Raw genomic sequence first — 19699 nt, 5'->3', positions numbered from 1 at the left:
TAATTATGCACAGATGGTTACTGTTTTTTTTGATAGCTTTTTCATTTCATAACGCATCTGCGTCGCAATCAGTGCAGAAGAGAGTGGCTATAAGCGCCGAGTTAGCCGTAAATACTTGCGCATTGTCACTCTCTCCGGCAAACCTGAACTTTCAACAAATCAGCGTTAGCCAGTTTGAAAATAGCGTAACAACACCACAGACCGTTGATTTGAATATTGCTTGCAGCTGGCCTGCAACCGGGATCTCAATAAAATTTTCGCCAGCCGCTGGCGTTTCCGAGAACAGCACTAACCTGATGAAAACGGGATTATCCGGCGTTGGGCTTGAATTATCATGGAAAAATTCAACCGCCACAGATTTTACGCCGCTGATATTGAATAAGCCTTTTGCACCCGCATCCACGGCATTAAGTAACAAAAATCAAACGCTTGGCCAAATTCAACTTTTACCTAAAGAAATTCCAGGTGAAACGCTTCAGGCGGGAAACATTTCCACCAGTCTGACTGTCGAGGTGACCTATGATTGACAGGACATATCTTTTTTTTCCGTTACTGATAGGGATGTTAGGCTCATTAACGGCATTTAATAATCATGCTGCACAAAAGGCAACGGCAACTCTCCCCATTACAATGACGGTTACCAACCCACAGTGCAAGGTTAACCATGGTCTTGGACTGCCTCAGACCGTGCAACTTCCATTGATCTCAACATCAGGTGCCTTATTGAGCGATAATAATAACGTTGAAGTTCCCATTGTGATTGATTGTGGCACCTCTAATATCACCAGGTTTGAAGTCACGTTGAATGGAGGCAGTAATTCAAAGATCAAAACATCAAATAATATGGTGGATATTACCTTGTCATGGAAGAAAGGCGGCGGTGTTGTTGAGTTCGGAAAACCGGTTGAACTGAGTAAAGCCCCTTTTCTTGTAAGCCCAAATCAGTTTGATGGAACTTTATTGGCCAGTGTCTCCCCCCATTCGGGAACTATACCGGCAGGTGACTACACTGCCAGTTTGCCTGTGACATTTACTTATTATTAAACTTTGCTGACACCACGTTATACTGGTGATGAGAATTGATCTGCAAAAATTTTAAAGCTGACGGACTGCACCGTTCAATTGTGGCTAGCTTAAAAGCCGGAGGTTCTCTGGCTTTTCAGTTGGTGGTGCGCATGCCATCTTTAATTCACCAGGATTTTCCCCATATCCCTCCAACCTCAGGGCGCGGAACCGTTTGTCTTATCTGCTGTCATGGTTAGAGTAAATATAGATAAATTAATACAAGCGTGAGCTATTCAGTCAGGGAGCGACACGCATGAGTAAACTCTTTGGGTCTGCTTTTTCGCGTTGCTTGTGGCTTCCGCCAGTGCTGGAAAGGGGACCGATGGCGGAAATGGTTCTGATGGTGGCAGTTCCAGTAATGCGTCGGGACGCGAGAGCTGTCCGGGAGGAACGGACCCGGATAAGAACGGTAAATTTTTTCTTCCGGGAACCAAAGAGCAGTGCAACCCAGGTTCGCAGGACGCTGCAAAAACGGATAATTCCCGGTAGTAAAGCAAGAGGCAATATTGATCTGTTACCAGCGTAAGATATTGCCTCTGTAATAATTATCGCACCGTAACGGTAGTTTTCTGATGTCATACCGGAATAGCGCAGGCCGCCCTGCGCTATTTACATTTTTTATTTCACGGCATAACAGCGTCCGGCAACTCGCCTTCGATTTCCCACTGGGTTGAATTTTGAGTCCAGATTAATTTGATAAATTTATCATCCCCCTGCGTAACTAACCTCCGATTGCCGGTCCTGTTTTTCTTCTATAAGATTTTTCTTTTCGGAGGACAAACATGTCGGTTACTGATGCACTGCTTGCGTATACCCTTGCGGCGACGCTATTAACCCTGACGCCGGGGCTGGATACGGCGCTGATTTTGCGGACCGCGGCGGCGGAGGGCGGAAAAAAAGCCTTTCAGGCGGCGCTCGGCATTGATGCCGGCTGTTTTGTCTGGGGCGCGCTGGTGGCGTTCGGGCTGGAGGCGCTGTTCGCGGTGTCTGAAATGGCGTACTCCATTCTGAAGTGGTGCGGCGCCGGCTATCTCTGCTGGCTCGGCATTCAGCTTCTGCTGCGTCCGCGCACCACGTTTGATACTCGCCAGGGGAATGAAACGCGCGCCGGCAACAGCTTTTTGCGCGGTATGCTGGGCAATGTGCTGAACCCGAAAATGGGCGTGTTTTATGTCTCCTTCCTGCCGCAGTTTATCCCGGCGGGGCATTCGCCGATGGTCTGGACGTTCCTGCTGGTCGCCATCCATGCGTTCATCGGCACCCTCTGGTCGCTGACGCTGATTGTCGCCACCCGTTACGCGTCAGGCGTGTTGAAAAAACCGGGCGTGGTGAAGTGGATGGATCGCGTGACGGGCAGCGTGTTCCTGCTTTTCGCCGCAAAACTGGCATTAAGTAAACGCTGACCGGGCGTTAACGTCAGCGCCGTTAAGTGTCATCCGGCGCAAATAAGGTCTTTCTGTAGTGGTTTTATTAACGCGCCGTCTCATTATGAAAAAATGGGGCGGCGCGCTATCTGGTTTTTACTATGCTGATCGTTACGATATCTCTGGCGCGTGTTATCAGCATGGAAACTTATCCGTTCCCCGAACGGCCCGAAGAGGCCATCACCTCTCTTATTAATGCCCTGAAAAATAGCGGCGAGCTGCGCCATTTCGCCAGCGGCGCGCATATTCCCGTGCAGCCTGATTATATTATTGTGATAGAGCAAGGCGCCGTGTCGATGCACCGCGTCATGGACAGCCTGACGATGATTGAGTCGACGCGGCCTCAGCTGCTTGGCATCACGTACAATAATCAGTTTACTCGCCATTTTACGATTAAAGCCGAATCGGCGTGCGAGGCGCGGGTGGTGCCGCGTGAGGAGTTCGAGGCCCTTATCGAAACGCGTCAGCTCTGGCGTGAACTGCTGCAGGTCGTCTCCTGGTACTACGACGTGCTTTACTGGAAAAGTTATCACTTCCTCGGGCGACAGTCTTATACGCTCATCCGCAACTGCTTAATTGAGCTGGCGGCGAAAAACGAACAGGAGCGGGACGAGATTAACGCCTGCGATTTTATTCGCGGTAAAACCAATCTATCCCAGAGTTATATTCTCAAAGTCTTTAGCGATTTGAGAAAAGGCGACTATGTCGATATTTCCCGCGGGCGTCTTAAAGCGATAAATAAACTGCCAGAACGTTATTAGCCCGTGCGATCACCTTTCAGACCTGTGCCGACGCCCGATGACGTGCGGCGCAGATTCCTTGTGATACCCCTCACCAATTTTTAAACAATCACGAAATGATTTTATAACAAGCGGCTACTATGACCCGGTTCACTTCCCGGAGATAACAATGAAAGATGTGGTAATTGTGGGTGCCGCACGCACGCCCATTGGCTGTTTTCAGGGCCAGCTTGCGCGTCGCTCGGCGGTGGAGCTCGGCGCGGTGGTCATTGAAGCGCTGCTGGCGCGCACCGGGCTTAATCCGCAGGATGTCGATGAAGTGATCCTGGGCCAGGTGCTGACGGCGGGCGCGGGCCAGAACCCGGCGCGCCAGACCGCGCTCAACAGCGGCCTGCCGTGGTCCGTGTCGGCGATTACCATTAACGACGTGTGCGGATCTGGTCTGAAAGCGCTTCATCTGGCGACGCAGGCCATTCAGTGCGGCGAAGCGGATGTCGTGATCGCCGGCGGTCAGGAGAACATGAGCCGCGCGCCGCATGTACTGACCGAAGGGCGCACCAGTGCGCCTGCTGATAGCCATATTATCGACAGCCTGGTGCATGACGGGCTGTGGGATGCCTTTAACGATTACCATATGGGCGTTACGGCGGAAAACCTGGCGCGCGAATATAACATCAGTCGCGAACATCAGGACGCGTATGCGCTCGCGTCACAGCAGAAAGCGCGCGCGGCCATTGACAGCGGGCGGTTTCGTGACGAGATCGTGCCGGTGGTGGTCGAGCAGCGGCTTGGCGCGCCGCTGGTGGTGGATACTGACGAACAGCCGCGCGCCGACACCAGCGCGGAAGGGCTGGCGCGGCTGTCGCCCGCCTTTGACAGGCTCGGGAGCGTCACGGCGGGGAACGCCTCGTCAATCAATGACGGCGCGGCGGCGGTGCTGATGATGAGCGCCAGTAAGGCGCAGGAGATGGGGCTGCCGGTCCTGGCGCGTATTCGCGCCTTCGCAAGCGTCGGGGTCGATCCGGCGCTGATGGGCATCGCGCCGGTGTACGCCACGCGCCGCTGTCTGGAGCGCGCGGGCTGGCAGCTTAATGATGTCGATCTTATCGAAGCCAACGAGGCGTTCGCGGCGCAGACGCTGTCGGTCGGCAAACTGCTGGAATGGGACGAGCGTAAAGTCAACGTCAACGGCGGCGCGATTGCGCTGGGGCATCCTATCGGCGCGTCCGGCTGCCGCATCCTGGTCTCGCTGGTGCATGAGATGGTGAAACGCGATGCCCGTAAAGGGCTTGCCACGCTTTGCATCGGCGGCGGGCAGGGCGTGGCGCTGGCGATTGAACGCGATTAGGGTTGTATTTTTTCTTCCTTTCTCCTTTCTCCTTTCTCCTTTCTGAACGCTTTGCCGGGTAAGCCAGCAAAGCGTATTTCGTTTTGCTGCTAATAATGCCGCATAAGTGATTATATTTTTCTTATCTGTTGCCTGATTGATTATTTTTATTTGCGTAAATTCTTAACGTGCCGCCAAAAATAAATGCGTTACTGCGTCTCTGCAAAAATTAAAGTGTGATTCAAAACATGCTTTTCAGGTGTTCGAATGATTTTTTATTGAGCTGAATCACGCGCTTTGTTTTCGATATTTTTGAAACAAAGCATTACGATCCGGATCACTAAAATAACGCCACCTAAAAAATAAAATGCAGTTTCATAAAAACGAAACGCCATTTTATTAGGGGTATTCTATGTTTAAGAAAGCACTGGCATTGGCTGTCTTCTGTGGGGCCTCATTCGGGGCACAAGCGGTTACCGTAGATTTACGTCACGAGTATATTGATAGCGGCACTAACGCCGATCGCGTTGCTGTTTCACACCGTTTTGATAATGGTTTTGGTTTTTCCGTTGAGGCGAAATGGAAAACCGGCGGTGACGATCAGTCGCGTCCGTTTAATGAAGTGGTGGGGAATGGTCATGAGGATCAGATTAGCTGGCGCTGGAAAGCGACCGACGCTATCGCTATTACTCCGGCGTTTACCATCGAAAGCGTTGACAGTAAGACCATTTATAAGCCCAACATCCATGTGCAGTACAGCTTTGAGAATGGTTTCTATGTCGCGGCCCGCTATCGCTATGAATATACCCGCGTGCCGGAAGGCAAAGATGACGATGATAAAGTTAACCGCGGCGACGCCTGGGTGGGCTTTGCGCTGGGCGACTGGCGTACCGAGCTGAATTACGTCTATGCGCAGAGCGAAGAAGGCTTTACGCGTAATAATGGTAAAAACTATTCCAACGAATATAACGCAAAAGTGGCTTATAAAATTGATAAAAACTGGTCGCCCTATTTCGAAGTGGGAAATATCGGCGTGAAAGAAACCGACGAACGCCAGACGCGTTTACGTGTCGGTGTGGCATACAGCTTCTGATAAAACTTCACCCTCATTCTGCCCCTCATGATAGCGGGGGCAGAATTCCTGTTTTGCTGTTTTCTGATAGCGTGCTCCTGAGAATAAGCACACCGCCCATGCAGGGGCGGTTTTTTTATGCCTGAGCAAATTAGCGCCGTTTTTTTCCTGCGCTCATTCTTAACCATCAAATAGTCTTTACGAAAAATAGGGCTTGGAAATAAAAAAGCCCTCCAGGAGAGGAGGGCAAAGCTCAGTAATGGAAACAGGACTCTTATTATTATGACACTCTCAGCATTTCACGTTGTTCGGGCAGTTTTGCAAGATAAACGGCCGGTTTGCCGTCTTTATCGGTGCTGAAGAGAATGGCGTTGCCGTCCGGGCTAAAAGAAGGATGCGGATGCGTGACCTGACGGCTGCCGGCAAAGGTCTCCCAGGAAGTATCGTGGCGCGCCACGCGGTAATAAGATTTTTGTGCGACATCAAACACATACAGGTAAGGGTCGTTATCGATGGTATAGCCGCCGGTGTCTTTCACGTCCACTGGCGTGCCGGAACCGTCGCCTACCAGCAGCGTACCGTCGAAATTGCTCATCAGGTGCGAGCAGGCCGGAATGGGCATCACTTCTTCATTCACGCCGCTGTCCGGGAGGTAGCGATAAATGGTGCGGCCCTGTTTGCCTTTGAAATAAGAGACATAGACCAGCGCGGAGCCGTCCGGCACCCAGAATTCGTGCGTACAGCTTTCACCCTCGGCGTGTTCTTTCACCTTGCGCACGTTACTGCCGTCTTCATTTACCATCCACATACGGGCATCGACCAGATCGTGAGGGCCTTCATGACAGAACGCGACGGTATTATCGTCGAACGGACGATAAATCGGGTGCCCCAGCCAGATCTTCTCTTCATGAATCGTTTCGCTGGCGCCGGTTTGTAAATCAACGCGCAGCAGACGGCAGTGCGGCCCTTTATGGAAGAAATCATGGAAGATTTTCCAGTCGCTTAGCGGCACATAATCGCTTTTGGCGATTTCGATCCCGACCAGTTTGGTGCAGTCGCTGTTCGCGACCCAGGTGCCGTAACCGACCCACGCTTCCGGCACGCGGTAAACGTCGCGCTCGGCAAGCGTGATGAGGTTGACTTCACGCAGCACGCGATCGTTTTTTACGTAATAAAGATACTTGTCGTCCGGCGAAAGGAAACCGCCAAAGGTGTTGTCACCCGCGCCTTCGGTAAGCTGTACCGCCTCGGCCTGTTCAAGGTTCAGCAGGTAATAGTTCCAGTGCCCGTCGAATTCCCCGGCAAACAGCAGATGGCTGCCATCGTTAAAAAAGCACTTCTGGTAGAAGTAGTTACGGTGACAGGTCACCTCCGGGGGGGTTAAACGGGTGACTTCCGCCCCGGTATCTGGATCGATGCTCACCTGATACTGAAGTTTTACCCGCATGCCTTTGGCCATAGAGCGCTCCTTACGTTGCCGGCTGGCGTTCGCTGATTAAATTCGAAAACTGAGATACAAATTATCAAAACAGCGTTTCAATGTGTGTGACTGTGGGCGCATTTCTGCTCAACCTTTTCAAAAAAAGACCATTTCTGGACAAATGCATCGCGAAAGCCCCACCGCGGGTGTCGTTAATATAGGGCGATAATGAGGTAGCCCACGTCAGGTTTTTTTATTTATCTTTCTGATTTTTAATATTTTATTAAATGGTAGTAAAAGCGATGCGTATCCCTGTAATCAGCTAAACGTGACCGGAACATCAATTCTGGCAAGTCTCACCTATAAAAATGAAACAATGTTTTATTTAGAATTGAAAAGGTGTTTCGCTACGTTTAAGATGGATTCAATCTTGAAAAACGAAACGCTGTTTTGCTGTTTGATTTATCTCTCCACGTCTCTCTTTTTAACGCGTGGTCATCGTGAGATGGCGTAAAGCGACCCGCGCCGGGCTCCGGTGCTGGGCGTTTTATGACATCAAAATCAGGTGGTTAAGAGAGGACGTAAGCGGCGGACAGCCTTATCACGGTGACGCCTGTCGCAGGCAGGCTTGATTACAAGGAAACACACATGATTCTGGATGCATTCTCCCTTCAGGGTAAAGTCGCGATCGTAACCGGCTGCGATACCGGTCTTGGTCAGGGTATGGCGCTGGGTCTCGCGGAAGCGGGCTGCGATATCGTGGGCATTAATATTGTCGAGCCAACGGAAACCATTGAGCGCGTAACCGCGCTGGGCCGTCGTTTTCTGAGCCTGACGGCCGACTTACGTAAGATTGACGCCATTCCCGAGCTTATTGAACGCGCTGTCGCGGAATTCGGGCATGTCGACGTGCTGGTAAACAACGCCGGCCTGATCCGCCGTGAAGACGCGATTAACTTCAGCGAGCAGGACTGGGACGACGTGATGAACCTGAACATCAAGAGCGTCTTTTTTATGTCTCAGACCGTGGCGAAGCAGTTCATCGCCCAGGGCAACGGCGGAAAAATTATTAATATCGCGTCCATGCTCTCCTTCCAGGGCGGGATCCGCGTGCCGTCTTACACCGCCTCAAAGAGCGGCGTGATGGGCATTACCCGTCTGATGGCGAACGAATGGGCGAAGCACAACATCAACGTGAACGCCATCGCGCCGGGGTATATGGCCACCAATAACACCCAGCAGCTGCGTGCCGACGAGCAGCGCAGCGCCGAGATCCTGGACCGCATCCCGGCGGGCCGTTGGGGCCTGCCGAGCGACCTGATGGGGCCGGTGGTGTTCCTGGCGTCCAGCGCATCGGATTACATTAACGGTTATACCGTGGCGGTCGACGGCGGCTGGCTGGCGCGGTAAGCGTAATGCGCAGGTAAAAAAGCCTCCCGCGTGGAGGCTTTTTTATTGGAGGGGCGCGGTGGGTGCGCTTTGCTTACCCACCCTACGGGGGAGGTGGCGCCGACTACGGTGGGTGCTTACCCACTCTGTGGGGGAGGTGATGCTGAATACGGTGGGTGCGCTTTGCTTACCCACCCTGCGGGGAGGTGGTGCTGACTACGATGGGTGCGCTTTGCTTACCCATCCTACAAAAACGCGCGACCCTTTTCGCTCGTGGCGCGTAGGGCGGGTAAGCGCAGCGCACCCGCCGTTTACCATGTTTACCAACCCCGCCCGCAGGGACGGGGCAAGAGGAGAAAAACCGCCCTTAACGCATCGCGCGTTTCAGAATGCGCTCCGCCTGGCGCTGGAATTCCGCGGCGGCTTCTTCAACGGATTTCTGACCGTAATCGATATACTGCAGCGCGGTGCCAAACTGCGACACGATCTGCGGATCGTCGAAATATGGCGAGATAGCAAGCGTGGTCGGCAGCGACTGCGCCAGCTTCAGGCCGGACACCGACGGATCTTGATCTTTAATCACGCCCGCTTCGGTAAGCTGCGCCACCGCGGCTTTACTCAGCGGCACGCCGCGCTCAAGACCCAGCGCCGCCACACCCTCTTTGCTGTTCAGCAGGAAGTTAATCAGCTGCGCGGCCTCTTTCGGGTGTTTGGTCGATTTACCGATAGAGAGCATCTGCGCCGGTTTAAAGAACAGGCCCGCGTCTTTCGCGCCCGACAGCATCGGGTAGGCGCCAAGCTCCAGCTTCGCAGGCGGCTTTAAGTTGTCGGAGTATTTGGTGATGGTGGAGTTCCACATATAAGTGCCGGCCCACTCGCCCTGGATCCACGGCTTCATCTCATACATGTTGCTCTTGCCGAACGAGGCATAATATTTGGTGTCCGGCATGACGTGGCTGTCGATAAGCTTCTTATACATGCCGAAGAACTCGACCCACTGCTCTTTGCTGTAAGCGAATTTTTTGGTTTTCTCATCCACCGCCGAAATATTGTATTTCTGCACCATGTACGAGTTGAGCAGGGCCAGCACATCCTGATGCTCCAGCACGACCGGGTAGTACTGCTTGCCGAGTTTCGACTCGAACGTTTTGCCCGCGGCCATCAGCGCGTCCCAGGTTTTCGGGTATTCGACGCCCGCTTTTTTCCAGGTTTCGTTGTTGTAGTAAAACACGCGCGCGGTGACGGAGATCGGAATGCCGTTCAGCTTGCCGTTGACGGTAGTGGACTTCAGCTCTTTCGGGTCGAACTGGCTCAGGTCGATAATCTCTTTCACCTGATTTAAGTCGTAAAACCCGTCGCCGTTTTTCGAGAAGATCGGCAGCCAGTTCCAGTTGGTCTGCATCACGTCCGGCTCGGTGCCGCCGGCGATTTGCGTGGTAAGACGCGACAGATGGCCGTCCCAGCCGGTGTATTCCGGCTTAACGCTAATTTCCGGGTGCTGTTTGTGAAACTCCTCCAGCGCTTTCAGCGTGACCTGGTGACGGCCGTTGCCGCCCCACCAGGACATTCGCAGCTCGACGTTTTCCGCCGAGTGGGATGGAAACGCGCAAAGGGCAAGGGTAGAAGCTAATGCTGTGCTAACGAGGGCTTTTTTCATTATAAGACTCCTGTCAGAGAGAGAGGTTCTGTTCTGTTTTGGCGTCAAAAAGATGACACTTATTCATGTCGAACTTAAAATACACCTTGCGGTGAAGGCCCTTATCAATCATTGGCTTAGCTTCATCGGAAGGGATGCGGCAGGTCATTTCGAAATCCGCCACCTTCAGGTAGACGAAAAATTCGTGACCCATATTCTCCACGCGCACCAGCTCACCGGCGCCGCAGGGTTCGGCGTAGGGCGTATCGGAGATTGAGATATATTCCGGGCGAATGCCGAAGAAAACCTGCTGCCCGGCGTACGCGGCCACTTTCTCCTGCTGACGCGGCGTCAGCGCCAGGCGATTATCACCGATGCAGATCAGCAGTTGACCTGCTTCTTCCACCAGTTTGCCGGGCTTGATGTTCATCTCCGGCGCGCCGATAAAGCCCGCCACGAACATGTTTTTCGGGTAGTGATAGAGGTTGTCCGGCGTATCCACCTGCATAATGTGGCCAAGCTTCATCACGCAGATGCGGTCGCCCATGGTCATCGCTTCGGTCTGATCGTGCGTCACGTAGACCGTGGTGGCCGGTTTGCCGCTCTTTTTCAGCTGCTTATGCAAATCGGAAATACGGATACGCATCGAGGCGCGCAGTTTAGCGTCGAGGTTAGAAAGCGGCTCGTCGAAGAGAAACACATCCGGCTTTTTCACAATCGCGCGGCCCACCGCCACGCGCTGCGCCTGGCCGCCGGAGAGCTGGCGCGGCAGACGGTCGAGCAGCTCTTCCAGCTCAAGGATTTTCGCGGCTTCATCTACCTGACGGTTAATCTGATCTTTCGGCAGTTTGCTGAGCTTCAGGCCGAAGGCCAGGTTCTCGCGCACCGTCATATGCGGATAGAGCGCGTAGTTCTGGAACACCATCGCGATGCCGCGCTCTTTCGGCGCCAGGTTGTTCACCAGCTTCTCGCCGATGCGCACTTCGCCGCCGCTGATCGTTTCCAGGCCCGCGAGCATACGCAGCGTGGTCGATTTGGCGCAGCCCGACGGCCCGACAATCACCATAAATTCACCGTCGGCGATTTTCAGGTCGATACCATGAACCGCTTTAAAGCCGTTGGAATAGACTTTTTCTAACTTATTGAAAATAACTTCAGCCATGATATTCCCCTGTTAACCTTTGATTCCGCTGCTGGCCACGCCCTGTACGAAGTAACGCTGGGCCAGGAAAAAGACGATGATGGACGGCAAAATGGAGATGCTCGCCATTGCCAGGATTTCGTTCCACGGCGCGCCTTCGGTCACGTCGATGGACATTTTGAGCGCCAGGGCGATCGGGTATTTATCGACGCTGTAGACGTAAATCAGCGGCCCGATAAAGTCGTTCATCGACCACATAAACTGGAACAGCGCGACCGAAATCATGGCGGGCTTGAGGATCGGCACCACCACATACCACAGCACCTGGAAGGAGTTGCAGCCGTCGATTTGCGCCGCTTCTTCCATATCGCGCGGCACGCCGCGCAGGAACTGGATCAGCATAAAGACGAAGAATCCCTGGGTGGCGAAGGCCATCGGCAGCCAGAGCGGCAGATAACTGTTGAGCATCCCCATTTCGCGGAACATCAGATACTGCGGGATCAAGAGCACGGTGCTCGGCAGCAGCATGGTGGCGATAAGCGTGGCGAACCAGAATTTCTTCCACGGGATCTCAAAGCGCGCGAAACCGTACGCCACAATGGTGGAGGAGATAACCGTCAGCACCACTTTCGGGATCACATACTTGAAGGTATTCATCATGTAGTGGCCGAAATTATATTCGGTGCCGGTTTTCCAGCCGTTGATAAAGCCGTCCCAGGTCGCATGTGTCGGCCACAGGCCTAGCGTGGTGAAAATCTCGTGGTTGGGCTTAAACGACGCCGAGAACATCCACGCCAGCGGGTAGAGCATCAGCAGGCCGACGAACAGCAAAATCACGTAACGGATGGCGCGGCTGACTTTTTCGCGCCGCAGCGTGCGCGCCACTTCACGGTCGCCCGCGCTCATGGCGGGGCGGGGAGCCAGTTGTCCCTGTTGAATATCAGCCATTTTTGCCTCCCTTATCGGCGGAGTAGAAGACCCAGTATTTCGAGGACTTAAAGGCGATGGAGGCGAAGAGCGCCACCACCAGGAACAGCACCCACGCGAGCGCCGCGCCGTAGCCCATATCGAAATATTTAAAAGCGGTGTCGTAGATATAGAGCGAGAAGAGATAGGTGTAGTAGGTCGGGCCGCCGCCGGTAATCACGTACGGGCCGGTAAATTCCTGGAACGCCTGGGTGGTCTGCATAATGAAGTTAAAGAAGATCACCGGCGTAATCAGCGGCACCGTCACCTTTATAAACATCTGCCACTTCGAGGCGCCGTCGATCATCGCCGCTTCATACTGCGACTGCGGCACGTTTTGCAGCGCGGCCAGGAAAATCACCATCGCGGAGCCAAACTGCCAGACGCGCAGCAGCGTAACGGACATCAGCGCCAGCGACGGCTCGCCGAGCCAGTTCACCGGGTCGAGTCCAAATACGCCGATAAAGCTATTCAGCAGGCCGTCGATGGCGAATAACGCGCGCCACAGGACGGCGATAGCCACAGAGCTGCCGAGGATCGACGGAATGTAATAGGCGGTGCGGAAGAAGCCGATGCCGCGCAGTTTAAAATTGAGGACAAACGCGATGCCGAGCGCGAAGGCGAGCTTTAACGGGATGGTGAGGAAAACGTAGGCGAACGTGACGCCCATCGATTTCCAGAACAGATCGTCATCCATCAGCATGTAACGGTAGTTTTCGATTCCGTTAAACACCGGCGGATTCATCAAATCGTACTCGGTAAAGCTGAGCGCGAAAGAGGAAACAAAAGGGAAGGCCGTAAAGACTATCAACCCGATGATGTAGGGTGATATCCAGGCCAGACCCAGGAGCTTGTTTTCATTCATACATACCTACCTGGCATTCAAGGGTTTATTAATCGGATCGGATGTCGTGTGCAGCAAAGCGCGACAGCGAGCGGGCCTGGCCCGGAAAGGTGTGGCCGGGCGGCCTCGCCACCGCTATGTCAATAATGTCTTGTCAAGAAAACAGGCGACCGTAACGTGATGAAGATCGCGACTTTTATAATTTATTGAACCGGCGTTTCTTGTTTCTAAAACAGCGTTTTAATTTATTTTATTGCTATTTATTTTGCCGTCATTCGATAAATGGTGGAAATGTGATCGTGGTCGAAACGCTGTTCCGGTTTTTTGAAGCAGCGCCATTTTCAGGAAGAGGGAGGTAATACAACTTCTGGTAGGTCGCTAAATTAGTGTTTGCCCTGAATTCGGATTATTCGTAATAATAATGATTGCGGACGTAGTATCTCTCCTCAGAACAAGGATATGTTTCTCTGTTGTGCACAACTTTTCCAATTTTGTCAAAGGCATAGGTATGTGCGCCCGTTTACTTTATGACATTTATGTATTTATTTAATGAAACAATTCGCACGCTTATTGTTTTCATGAAAATAATTTTGACTCCATCAGCAGTTCAATTAAACGTAACGCACCCACTATGTCATCGATAGATATTAAAAATAGTTCGCTGGCCTCCGCGCCGGATTACCCGCTCCTGGATCACCCGCGCGCCGAGTTAGATCTGTTCGCGCTTGTCGACGTGCTGTTCAAAGCCCGTAAAGTGATCGTCTCGATCACGGCGCTGTTTATCGTAATGGGCTTGGCGCTGGCGTTTTTGCTGCCGCAGAAATGGACCAGCGAGGCGGTGGTTTCCATCCCGGAAACGCGGCAGCTGATTGAGTTGCAGCGCGTGCTGGTGGATCTGCAGGTGCTGGATGTCGATGCCGCGATTGACGCCGCGTCGCTTGAAAATATGTTCCTGAAAAAATTCGATTCGCGCGCCCTCCAGGAGAAATTCCTGCGCACCTCGCCGTGGGTGCAGCAGCAGGTGAAAGAAGCGCAGGATGATACCGAAAGCCTACAGCGCGCCGTTACGCTGGTGGCACAGCGCATTAAAATGACCTCCAACGATAATCCGAAAGCGCCAACGGCTTCGCCTTACAGCTCCTGGACGCTGAGCTTTACCGCGCCAAAAGCGCATGACGCGCAGCGCGTGCTGAAGGAATACATCAACTATGCGGCGCTGGCGGTACAGCGGGAAGTGCTTGAGAATCTGCGCGCGATCGTTGAACTGAAAGCCAAATCGGAAGAGAGCCGCCTGGTGATTGAACGCAACACGCTGGCTAACGAGCATAAAATTGCGATTCAGCGTCTGAACTATTCGTTGCAGGTCGCGAACGCCGCAGGCATTAAAAAACCGGTTTACAGCAACGGGCAGGCCGTAAAAGACGATCCGGATTACTCCATCGCGCTTGGCGCCGACGGGCTCGCCCAGAAACTCGCCATTGAGCGTTCTATTACCGATGTCACGGTGCTGAACGCCGCTATTCAGAGCCGCGAATATCGTCTGGCGGAGCTGAAAAAGCTCAATCTGGCCGACGTAGACTTCCAGCCGTTCCATTACCAGATGGTGCCTTCGCTGCCGGTGAAAAGCGACGGACCGGGTAAATCGCTGGTGCTTATCCTGGCGGCGATGGTGGGCTTTATTACCGCCTGCGCACTGGTGCTGGTGCGTAATGTTATCGCGCAGCGTCAGGTCATGGCGCAACACCCGGCTGGCGCTGATACGCTGCTGCCGTGATACGTTCCGCGTGTAAAAAAGCCGCCTCATCGGGCGGCTTTTTTATGGGCGCGGTTTATTTGAGGAAATCTTCACGCACCGGCGTAAAGGTGTCGAGCAGCGTGCCGGGGGCAATACAGACGCAGCCGTGCATGATATTCGGCTGTTTATAGAGCGTGTCGCCCGCGCTCACGCGGCGGGTTTCTTCGCCGATGGTGAACTCGAATTCGCCGGAGAGCACATAAGTGAGTTGTTCATGCGGGTGGCAGTGCATCGGGCCGACCGCACCGGCGTCAAAGTTGACTTCCACCGCCATCATTTTGCCGCCGTGGGCCAGAATGCGGCGCGTGACGCCATTGCCTAAATCCTCGAGCGTCGTCTCGTTGTGATAGATAAACATGCCGAACCTCTGAATTGTGAAACGTTGTTTCATTTAATCTATCCTGGCCAGGAAAAGAAGAGAACGCGCCGCGCCGGGAAATGGCGGGCGGATCACATTTGTTCCGCCCGACGGGCATGTTATAACCGGGAAAGCGCAAAAGGAGACCATGATGAAAACAGTCGGCTTGCTCGGCGGCATGAGCTGGGAATCCACCATTCCTTACTACCGGTTAATTAATGAAGGGGTGCGCGACCGGCTCGGCGGGCTGCACTCCGCACAGTTACTGCTGCACAGCGTCGATTTTCATGACATCGAAGCCTGCCAGGCGAGCGGCGAATGGGATAAAGCGGGCGAGATGCTGGCGCAGGCGGCGCTCGGCCTTGAACGCGCCGGCGCGCAGGCCATTTTGCTCTGTACCAACACGATGCATAAAGTGGCGCACCAGATTGAAGCGCGCTGCGCGCTGCCGTTTTTGCATATCGCCGACGCCACGGGCCGCGCGATTGCGCAGGCCGGGCTGCGCCAGGTCGCGCTGCTCGGCACCCGTTACACCATGGAGCAGGATTTCTACCGCGTGCGGCTGGCAGAGGGGTTTGGCGTCACGTCGCTTATCCCGGATGCGCCTGCACGTTTGCGCATTAATCAGATTATTTTTGATGAGCTCTGCCTTGGAAAAATCACCGAGGAGTCAAAACGCTACTACCAGCAGCAGATTGCGCTGCTGGCGGCGCAGGGCGCGCAGGGCGTGATTTTCGGTTGTACCGAAATCGGCCTGTTGCTGGGCGCGCAGGATTGCCCGGTGCCGGTGTTCGATACCGCCGCGCTGCACGCCGCCGAGGCGGTGAACTTTATGCTGGGCGACCAGGGCTTGCCAGCATCGCCTCCAGCGTGTCGCTAAGCCCGGTCATTTGCTGTTGCAGATGCCGGCTGAACGCCTCAACCAGCGCCGACGCGGGGCGATGTAAGGGGCGGATCAGACTCACCGTGAACGGCACCGCCACGCTAAAGCGGCGCACCACAATGCCCGTCGCCGCGTAATCCAGCGCGGTGAGCGGGTTCACTATCGATACCCCGACGCCCGCGCGCACCATAGCGCAGACCGACGCGGCGCTGTGCGTTTCCAGCACCATGCGCCGCTGCACGTTATGCTCCTGAAAGAGCGAATCGAGGAGCTGCCGGTAGCTGTCGGTGCGCGACAGGCTGATGTAGTTTTCCCCTGCGAAATCGTGCGGCGTCAGTTGCGGTTTATCGGCCAGCAGATGGCCAGCGGGCAGCACGCACACTTCATTTAACGTCAGCAGCGTCAGACGTTCGGTGCCGGCGGGCGTGGCGGTATTTTCCGTAATGCCTAAATCGTGGCGCTGGGCGGAGAGCCACTCTTCAAGCAGCGGCGACTCCTGCGGCACGATGTTCAGGCTCACTTCCGGGTAGTTATCCAGAAAGGGTTTGAGCAGCAGCGGCAACAGCGACTGCGAGAAAACCGGCAGGCAGGCGATGGAAAGCTCGCCCTGGCGGAACTGGCGCAGGCTCTCGGCGGCGCTGATGATGCGGTCAAGCCCGTACCAGGAGCGCTGGACTTCTTCAAACAGGCGCAGCCCCTGAACGGTGGGATGCAGGCGTCCGCGGCTGCGGGTAAACAGCGACAGGCCAATGAGTTTTTCAAAGCGCGCCAGTTCGCGGCTGACGGTGGGCTGCGAGGTGCGCAGGAGCGCCGCCGCCTCCGTGAGATTGCCTGCGGTCATGACCGCGTGAAAAATTTCGATATGGCGGAGCGTGACGCCAGGCATTAAGGTTTCCTCGTTGATTGAAGTTGTGCGCGCCAGGCAAACCGCTGGCGGGTGCGCTTTGCTTACCCGCCCTACGGGTAAAGCGCGCGGCAAGTGGCGGGTGCGCTCTGCTTACCCGCCCTACGGGTAAACCTGGGAACGTAAAAGCCATATCATTTTTGCATAGACTCCCGAGAAAACGATATTTTTTCTTCGCTAACGTCTGTGGCGTAATGAAGGCATTAGCTTAAAGGAGTCTCGCCATGCCACGTTCGCTTTATCACACCGACAGCGCCCTTAACGCCGACACGCTGCTGCCGCTGCCCGCGCAGTACGGCGGCCCGGTCTGGGTTTATGACGCGCAGATCATCCGCGCGCAAATCGACCGCCTGCGCCAGTTCGACGTTATTCGTTTCGCCCAGAAAGCCTGCTCGAATATTCATATTTTGCGGCTGATGCGCGAGGCGGGCGTTAAAGTGGATTCCGTGTCGCTCGGCGAGATCGAACGCGCTATCGCCGCGGGCTACGATCCGCGCCAGAACCCGGATGACATCGTATTTACGGCGGATGTGCTTGATGAGGCCACTATCGCCCGCGTGCATGAACTGAGCGTGCCGGTCAACGCAGGCTCGGTGGATATGCTGGAGCAGCTCGGCGCGGTGTCGCCCGGGCATCGCGTCTGGCTGCGCATCAATCCGGGCTTTGGCCACGGCCACAGCCAGAAAACCAATACCGGCGGCGAGAACAGCAAACACGGCATCTGGTACAGCGATCTTCCGGCGGCGCTGGCGGTGATGCAGCGCTATCAGCTGAAGCTGGTCGGCATGCACATGCATATCGGCTCCGGCGTCGATTACGGGCATCTGGAGCGCGTATGCGGCGCGATGGTAAGCCAGGTGATCGAGTTCGGCCAGGATCTGGAGGCGATCTCCGCCGGCGGCGGGCTCTCCATCCCTTACCGCGAGGGCGACGAAACTATCGATACCGGCCACTATTTCGGCCTGTGGAATCGCGCCCGCGAGCAGATCGCTGAGCACTTTGGTCACCCGATCAAACTTGAGATCGAGCCGGGGCGTTTTCTGGTGGCGGAAGCGGGCGTGCTGGTGGCGCAGGTGCGCAGCGTGAAAGAGATGGGATCGCGCCATTTCGTGCTGATCGACGCGGGCTTCAACGATCTGATGCGCCCGTCGATGTACGGCAGCTATCACCATATCTCCGCGCTGGCGGCGGATGGGCGCGATCTGCGCGATGCGCCGCTGCTGGATACGGTGGTCGCCGGGCCGCTGTGCGAGTCGGGGGATGTATTTACGCAACAAGAGGGCGGCAAAGTGGAAACCCGCGCGCTGCCGGCGGTGCGTCCGGGCGATTATCTGGTGCTGCACGATACCGGCGCGTATGGCGCGTCGATGTCATCAAACTACAACAGCCGTCCGCTCCTGCCGGAAGTGCTGCTGGAAAACGGCGAGGCGCGCACCATTCGCCGCCGTCAGACGATCGACGAATTACTGGCGCTTGAGCGTTTTTAACGGCGCGACGGCGTAAGGGCCGGGCGCTACGGAATCCCGCAGCACCAGGGTGCCGGTAAACGGCGGGATCGCGGCAAGCGGTTCGTCGCGCGCCAGCCGCACCGCGCTCTCAATCGCGGTGGTTATCATATCTTCAATCGGCAGACAGACCGTCGAGAGCCCGGGCTCCAGCCAGGCGGCGCTCGGCGCGTCGTCGAAGCCGAACAGCGACACATCTTCAGGGATACGCAGGCCCGCCTGGTAGAGCGCTTTCGACGCGCCGAGCGCCATATCGTCGTTGCAGGCGAACAGCGCGCTGAAGCGCACGCCGCGCTCCAGCAGCTCCTGACAGCGCGCGTGGCCGCCGCTCATGCTCGAATCGCCGTTTTTAATCAGCGCCTCGTTCCCTGCGATGCCGTGTTTTTCCAGCGCGCGGCGATAGCCCAGCAGCCGCGCCTGGCCGGTGGGCGTGGCGAGCGACACCGTGATGCAGGCGATCTCCCTGTGCCCCTGTTCAATCAGATATTCCACCGCCTGAAAGGCCGCGTTCTGCTGTTCGAAAAAGACGCAGCGCTCGCGCGCCTGGCTGACGTCGCGGTTGATGATCACCAGCGGCACGGCGGTGTTATCAATCAGCTCCATAATCGCGGTTTCGCTCATATGGCGGGTGTACAGGACGATAGCGTCGCACTGCCGGTCCGCCAGCATCTGCACGGCTTCCAGCTCGCGCGCGGGCGTGTCGTGACCGTCGGTGACGATAAGCTGTTTGCCGTGCGCCTCGGTCTGGCGCGACGCCTGCTGCAACAGACGCCCGAAGTAGAAGCCGTTAAAGCTCGATACCACCAGGCCAATGCTGTTACTGGTGCGGTGCGCCAGCGAACGGGCCAGCAGGTTAGGGCGGTATCCCAGTTCTTCCATCGCCCGGAACACCTGCGCGCGGGTGCTCTCTTTCACCTGGCCCGTGTTGTTCAGCACGCGTGAAACGGTCGCTTTGGAAACGCCTGCCCGAACTGAAACATCCCGCATTGTCACCATTCCCTTCGCTCCCGTTGTCGTCGTGATGCGATGGAGTTTAACACACAAGCCGGGCGGCAACGGGGCCGCTCCTGCGCGTCTGCCGACCATTCAGGCTACGGCTGATTCTGGTATGCCAAATTGCGTGGTTTTGATTATTTGGAATACCAATGGCCGTTTATGGGAGAAATGTCACAGATAATTCTGCCGGGCGATCCTATTTTTTGGCATACCAAAAAAGGTGTTCAGCGGTAA

At 55.2% G+C, this 19699-nt stretch carries 18 protein-coding genes; 10 read left to right on the top strand and 8 right to left on the bottom strand.

Annotation, left to right across the window (positions count from 1 at the left end; all coding sequences use genetic code 11):
• Nucleotides 1–5 precede the first annotated feature (5 nt).
• From AFK65_RS21260 to AFK65_RS15795, 6 genes are all read left to right on the top strand, one after another.
• Nucleotides 6–527, top strand: coding sequence for a fimbrial protein (locus AFK65_RS21260; RefSeq protein WP_071602488.1), 522 nt, complete (start codon nt 6–8; stop codon nt 525–527).
• On the top strand, nt 520–1044 hold the full coding sequence (locus AFK65_RS21255) for a fimbrial protein (protein ID WP_071602489.1): 525 nt from the start codon (nt 520–522) through the stop codon (nt 1042–1044). Before AFK65_RS21260 ends, AFK65_RS21255 begins: the two co-directional genes overlap by 8 nt.
• Nucleotides 1045–1847: 803 nt before the next feature.
• Complete coding sequence (locus AFK65_RS15810) at nt 1848–2468, top strand: LysE family translocator (protein ID WP_007700779.1); 621 nt, start codon at nt 1848–1850, stop codon at nt 2466–2468.
• A gap of 122 nt (nt 2469–2590) precedes the next feature.
• Nucleotides 2591–3250, top strand: coding sequence for a helix-turn-helix domain-containing protein (locus AFK65_RS15805; RefSeq protein ID WP_007700784.1), 660 nt, complete (start codon nt 2591–2593; stop codon nt 3248–3250).
• Between the two features lie 148 nt (nt 3251–3398).
• A complete protein-coding gene (locus tag AFK65_RS15800; RefSeq protein ID WP_038856381.1) occupies nt 3399–4577 on the top strand; it encodes an acetyl-CoA C-acetyltransferase in 1179 nt (392 codons plus the stop codon).
• 391 nt (nt 4578–4968) lie between these two features.
• The gene (locus tag AFK65_RS15795; protein WP_007700794.1) at nt 4969–5649 is read left to right on the top strand and encodes an oligogalacturonate-specific porin KdgM family protein; all 681 of its coding nucleotides are present in this window, start codon (nt 4969–4971) and stop codon (nt 5647–5649) included.
• A gap of 259 nt (nt 5650–5908) precedes the next feature.
• Here the strand turns inward: AFK65_RS15795 and AFK65_RS15790 are convergent, their stop codons facing one another.
• Nucleotides 5909–7087, bottom strand: coding sequence for an oligogalacturonate lyase family protein (locus AFK65_RS15790; protein WP_038856382.1), 1179 nt, complete (start codon nt 7085–7087; stop codon nt 5909–5911).
• A gap of 609 nt (nt 7088–7696) precedes the next feature.
• Here AFK65_RS15790 and kduD point away from each other — a divergent pair.
• Complete coding sequence (gene kduD, locus AFK65_RS15785) at nt 7697–8458, top strand: 2-dehydro-3-deoxy-D-gluconate 5-dehydrogenase KduD (RefSeq protein ID WP_007700802.1); 762 nt, start codon at nt 7697–7699, stop codon at nt 8456–8458.
• 346 nt (nt 8459–8804) lie between these two features.
• Here kduD and AFK65_RS15780 read toward each other — a convergent pair whose 3' ends face one another.
• The 4 genes from AFK65_RS15780 to AFK65_RS15765 are packed head-to-tail and all read right to left on the bottom strand — an operon-like array spanning nt 8805 to nt 13045.
• Nucleotides 8805–10094: an ABC transporter substrate-binding protein gene (locus AFK65_RS15780; RefSeq protein ID WP_032804832.1), complete on the bottom strand. Its 1290-nt coding sequence runs from the start codon at nt 10092–10094 to the stop codon at nt 8805–8807.
• A 13-nt stretch (nt 10095–10107) separates the two neighbouring features.
• A complete protein-coding gene (locus AFK65_RS15775) occupies nt 10108–11235 on the bottom strand; it encodes an ABC transporter ATP-binding protein (protein WP_007700807.1) in 1128 nt (375 codons plus the stop codon).
• Between the two features lie 12 nt (nt 11236–11247).
• Complete coding sequence (locus AFK65_RS15770; protein WP_007700810.1) at nt 11248–12162, bottom strand: carbohydrate ABC transporter permease; 915 nt, start codon at nt 12160–12162, stop codon at nt 11248–11250.
• A complete protein-coding gene (locus AFK65_RS15765) occupies nt 12155–13045 on the bottom strand; it encodes a carbohydrate ABC transporter permease (RefSeq protein ID WP_007700813.1) in 891 nt (296 codons plus the stop codon). The genes AFK65_RS15770 and AFK65_RS15765 overlap by 8 nt, the downstream gene beginning before the upstream one ends.
• A gap of 610 nt (nt 13046–13655) precedes the next feature.
• Between AFK65_RS15765 and wzz(fepE) the strand changes: the two genes are divergently transcribed.
• On the top strand, nt 13656–14798 hold the full coding sequence (gene wzz(fepE) / locus AFK65_RS15760) for an LPS O-antigen length regulator Wzz(fepE) (RefSeq protein ID WP_007700820.1): 1143 nt from the start codon (nt 13656–13658) through the stop codon (nt 14796–14798).
• 55 nt (nt 14799–14853) lie between these two features.
• On the opposite strand, the gene AFK65_RS15755 is transcribed toward wzz(fepE), so the two are convergent.
• Nucleotides 14854–15177 carry a cupin domain-containing protein gene (locus AFK65_RS15755; RefSeq protein WP_032805616.1) on the bottom strand — a complete coding sequence of 108 codons (324 nt, stop codon included), beginning with the start codon at nt 15175–15177 and terminating at the stop codon, nt 14854–14856.
• A gap of 151 nt (nt 15178–15328) precedes the next feature.
• On the opposite strand from AFK65_RS15755, the gene AFK65_RS15750 reads away from it, so the two are divergent.
• Nucleotides 15329–16057: an aspartate/glutamate racemase gene (locus AFK65_RS15750; protein ID WP_038856386.1), complete on the top strand. Its 729-nt coding sequence runs from the start codon at nt 15329–15331 to the stop codon at nt 16055–16057.
• Here AFK65_RS15750 and AFK65_RS15745 read toward each other — a convergent pair.
• Nucleotides 16008–16946 carry a LysR family transcriptional regulator gene (locus AFK65_RS15745; protein WP_038856387.1) on the bottom strand — a complete coding sequence of 313 codons (939 nt, stop codon included), beginning with the start codon at nt 16944–16946 and terminating at the stop codon, nt 16008–16010. The genes AFK65_RS15750 and AFK65_RS15745 overlap by 50 nt on opposite strands.
• Before the next feature lie 242 nt (nt 16947–17188).
• Here AFK65_RS15745 and lysA point away from each other — a divergent pair, with 242 nt between their 5' ends.
• A complete protein-coding gene (gene lysA, locus AFK65_RS15740) occupies nt 17189–18451 on the top strand; it encodes a diaminopimelate decarboxylase (RefSeq protein ID WP_007700832.1) in 1263 nt (420 codons plus the stop codon).
• Here the strand turns inward: lysA and AFK65_RS15735 are convergent.
• Entirely contained in the window at nt 18428–19465 is a 1038-nt protein-coding gene (locus AFK65_RS15735; RefSeq protein ID WP_038856389.1) for a LacI family DNA-binding transcriptional regulator, read from the bottom strand. The two genes, lysA and AFK65_RS15735, sit on opposite strands and share 24 nt — an antisense overlap.
• Between the last annotated feature and the right edge of the window lie 234 nt (nt 19466–19699).

It is taken from the genome of Cronobacter universalis NCTC 9529 (assembly GCF_001277175.1).
Lineage (GTDB): Bacteria > Pseudomonadota > Gammaproteobacteria > Enterobacterales > Enterobacteriaceae > Cronobacter > Cronobacter universalis.
Note: the sequence above shows the minus strand (reverse complement) of the source record. Positions and strands in the feature narration are given on the sequence as shown.

Bases quoted from the DNA above. Each gene is read 5' to 3' on its own strand.
- AFK65_RS15780 (WP_032804832.1), bottom strand. From the start codon at position 10,094: ATGAAAAAAGCCCTCGTTAGCACAGCATTAGCTTCTACCCTTGCCCTT.
- kduD (WP_007700802.1), top strand. From the start codon at position 7,697: ATGATTCTGGATGCATTCTCCCTTCAGGGTAAAGTCGCGATCGTAACC.
- AFK65_RS15810 (WP_007700779.1), top strand. From the start codon at position 1,848: ATGTCGGTTACTGATGCACTGCTTGCGTATACCCTTGCGGCGACGCTA.
- AFK65_RS15805 (WP_007700784.1), top strand. From the start codon at position 2,591: ATGCTGATCGTTACGATATCTCTGGCGCGTGTTATCAGCATGGAAACT.
- AFK65_RS15775 (WP_007700807.1), bottom strand. From the start codon at position 11,235: ATGGCTGAAGTTATTTTCAATAAGTTAGAAAAAGTCTATTCCAACGGC.
- AFK65_RS21255 (WP_071602489.1), top strand. From the start codon at position 520: ATGATTGACAGGACATATCTTTTTTTTCCGTTACTGATAGGGATGTTA.
- AFK65_RS21260 (WP_071602488.1), top strand. From the start codon at position 6: ATGCACAGATGGTTACTGTTTTTTTTGATAGCTTTTTCATTTCATAAC.
- AFK65_RS15770 (WP_007700810.1), bottom strand. From the start codon at position 12,162: ATGGCTGATATTCAACAGGGACAACTGGCTCCCCGCCCCGCCATGAGC.
- AFK65_RS15800 (WP_038856381.1), top strand. From the start codon at position 3,399: ATGAAAGATGTGGTAATTGTGGGTGCCGCACGCACGCCCATTGGCTGT.
- AFK65_RS15790 (WP_038856382.1), bottom strand. From the start codon at position 7,087: ATGGCCAAAGGCATGCGGGTAAAACTTCAGTATCAGGTGAGCATCGAT.
- AFK65_RS15745 (WP_038856387.1), bottom strand. From the start codon at position 16,946: ATGCCTGGCGTCACGCTCCGCCATATCGAAATTTTTCACGCGGTCATG.
- AFK65_RS15755 (WP_032805616.1), bottom strand. From the start codon at position 15,177: ATGTTTATCTATCACAACGAGACGACGCTCGAGGATTTAGGCAATGGC.
- AFK65_RS15750 (WP_038856386.1), top strand. From the start codon at position 15,329: ATGAAAACAGTCGGCTTGCTCGGCGGCATGAGCTGGGAATCCACCATT.
- AFK65_RS15795 (WP_007700794.1), top strand. From the start codon at position 4,969: ATGTTTAAGAAAGCACTGGCATTGGCTGTCTTCTGTGGGGCCTCATTC.
- AFK65_RS15765 (WP_007700813.1), bottom strand. From the start codon at position 13,045: ATGAATGAAAACAAGCTCCTGGGTCTGGCCTGGATATCACCCTACATC.
- lysA (WP_007700832.1), top strand. From the start codon at position 17,189: ATGCCACGTTCGCTTTATCACACCGACAGCGCCCTTAACGCCGACACG.
- AFK65_RS15735 (WP_038856389.1), bottom strand. From the start codon at position 19,465: ATGGTGACAATGCGGGATGTTTCAGTTCGGGCAGGCGTTTCCAAAGCG.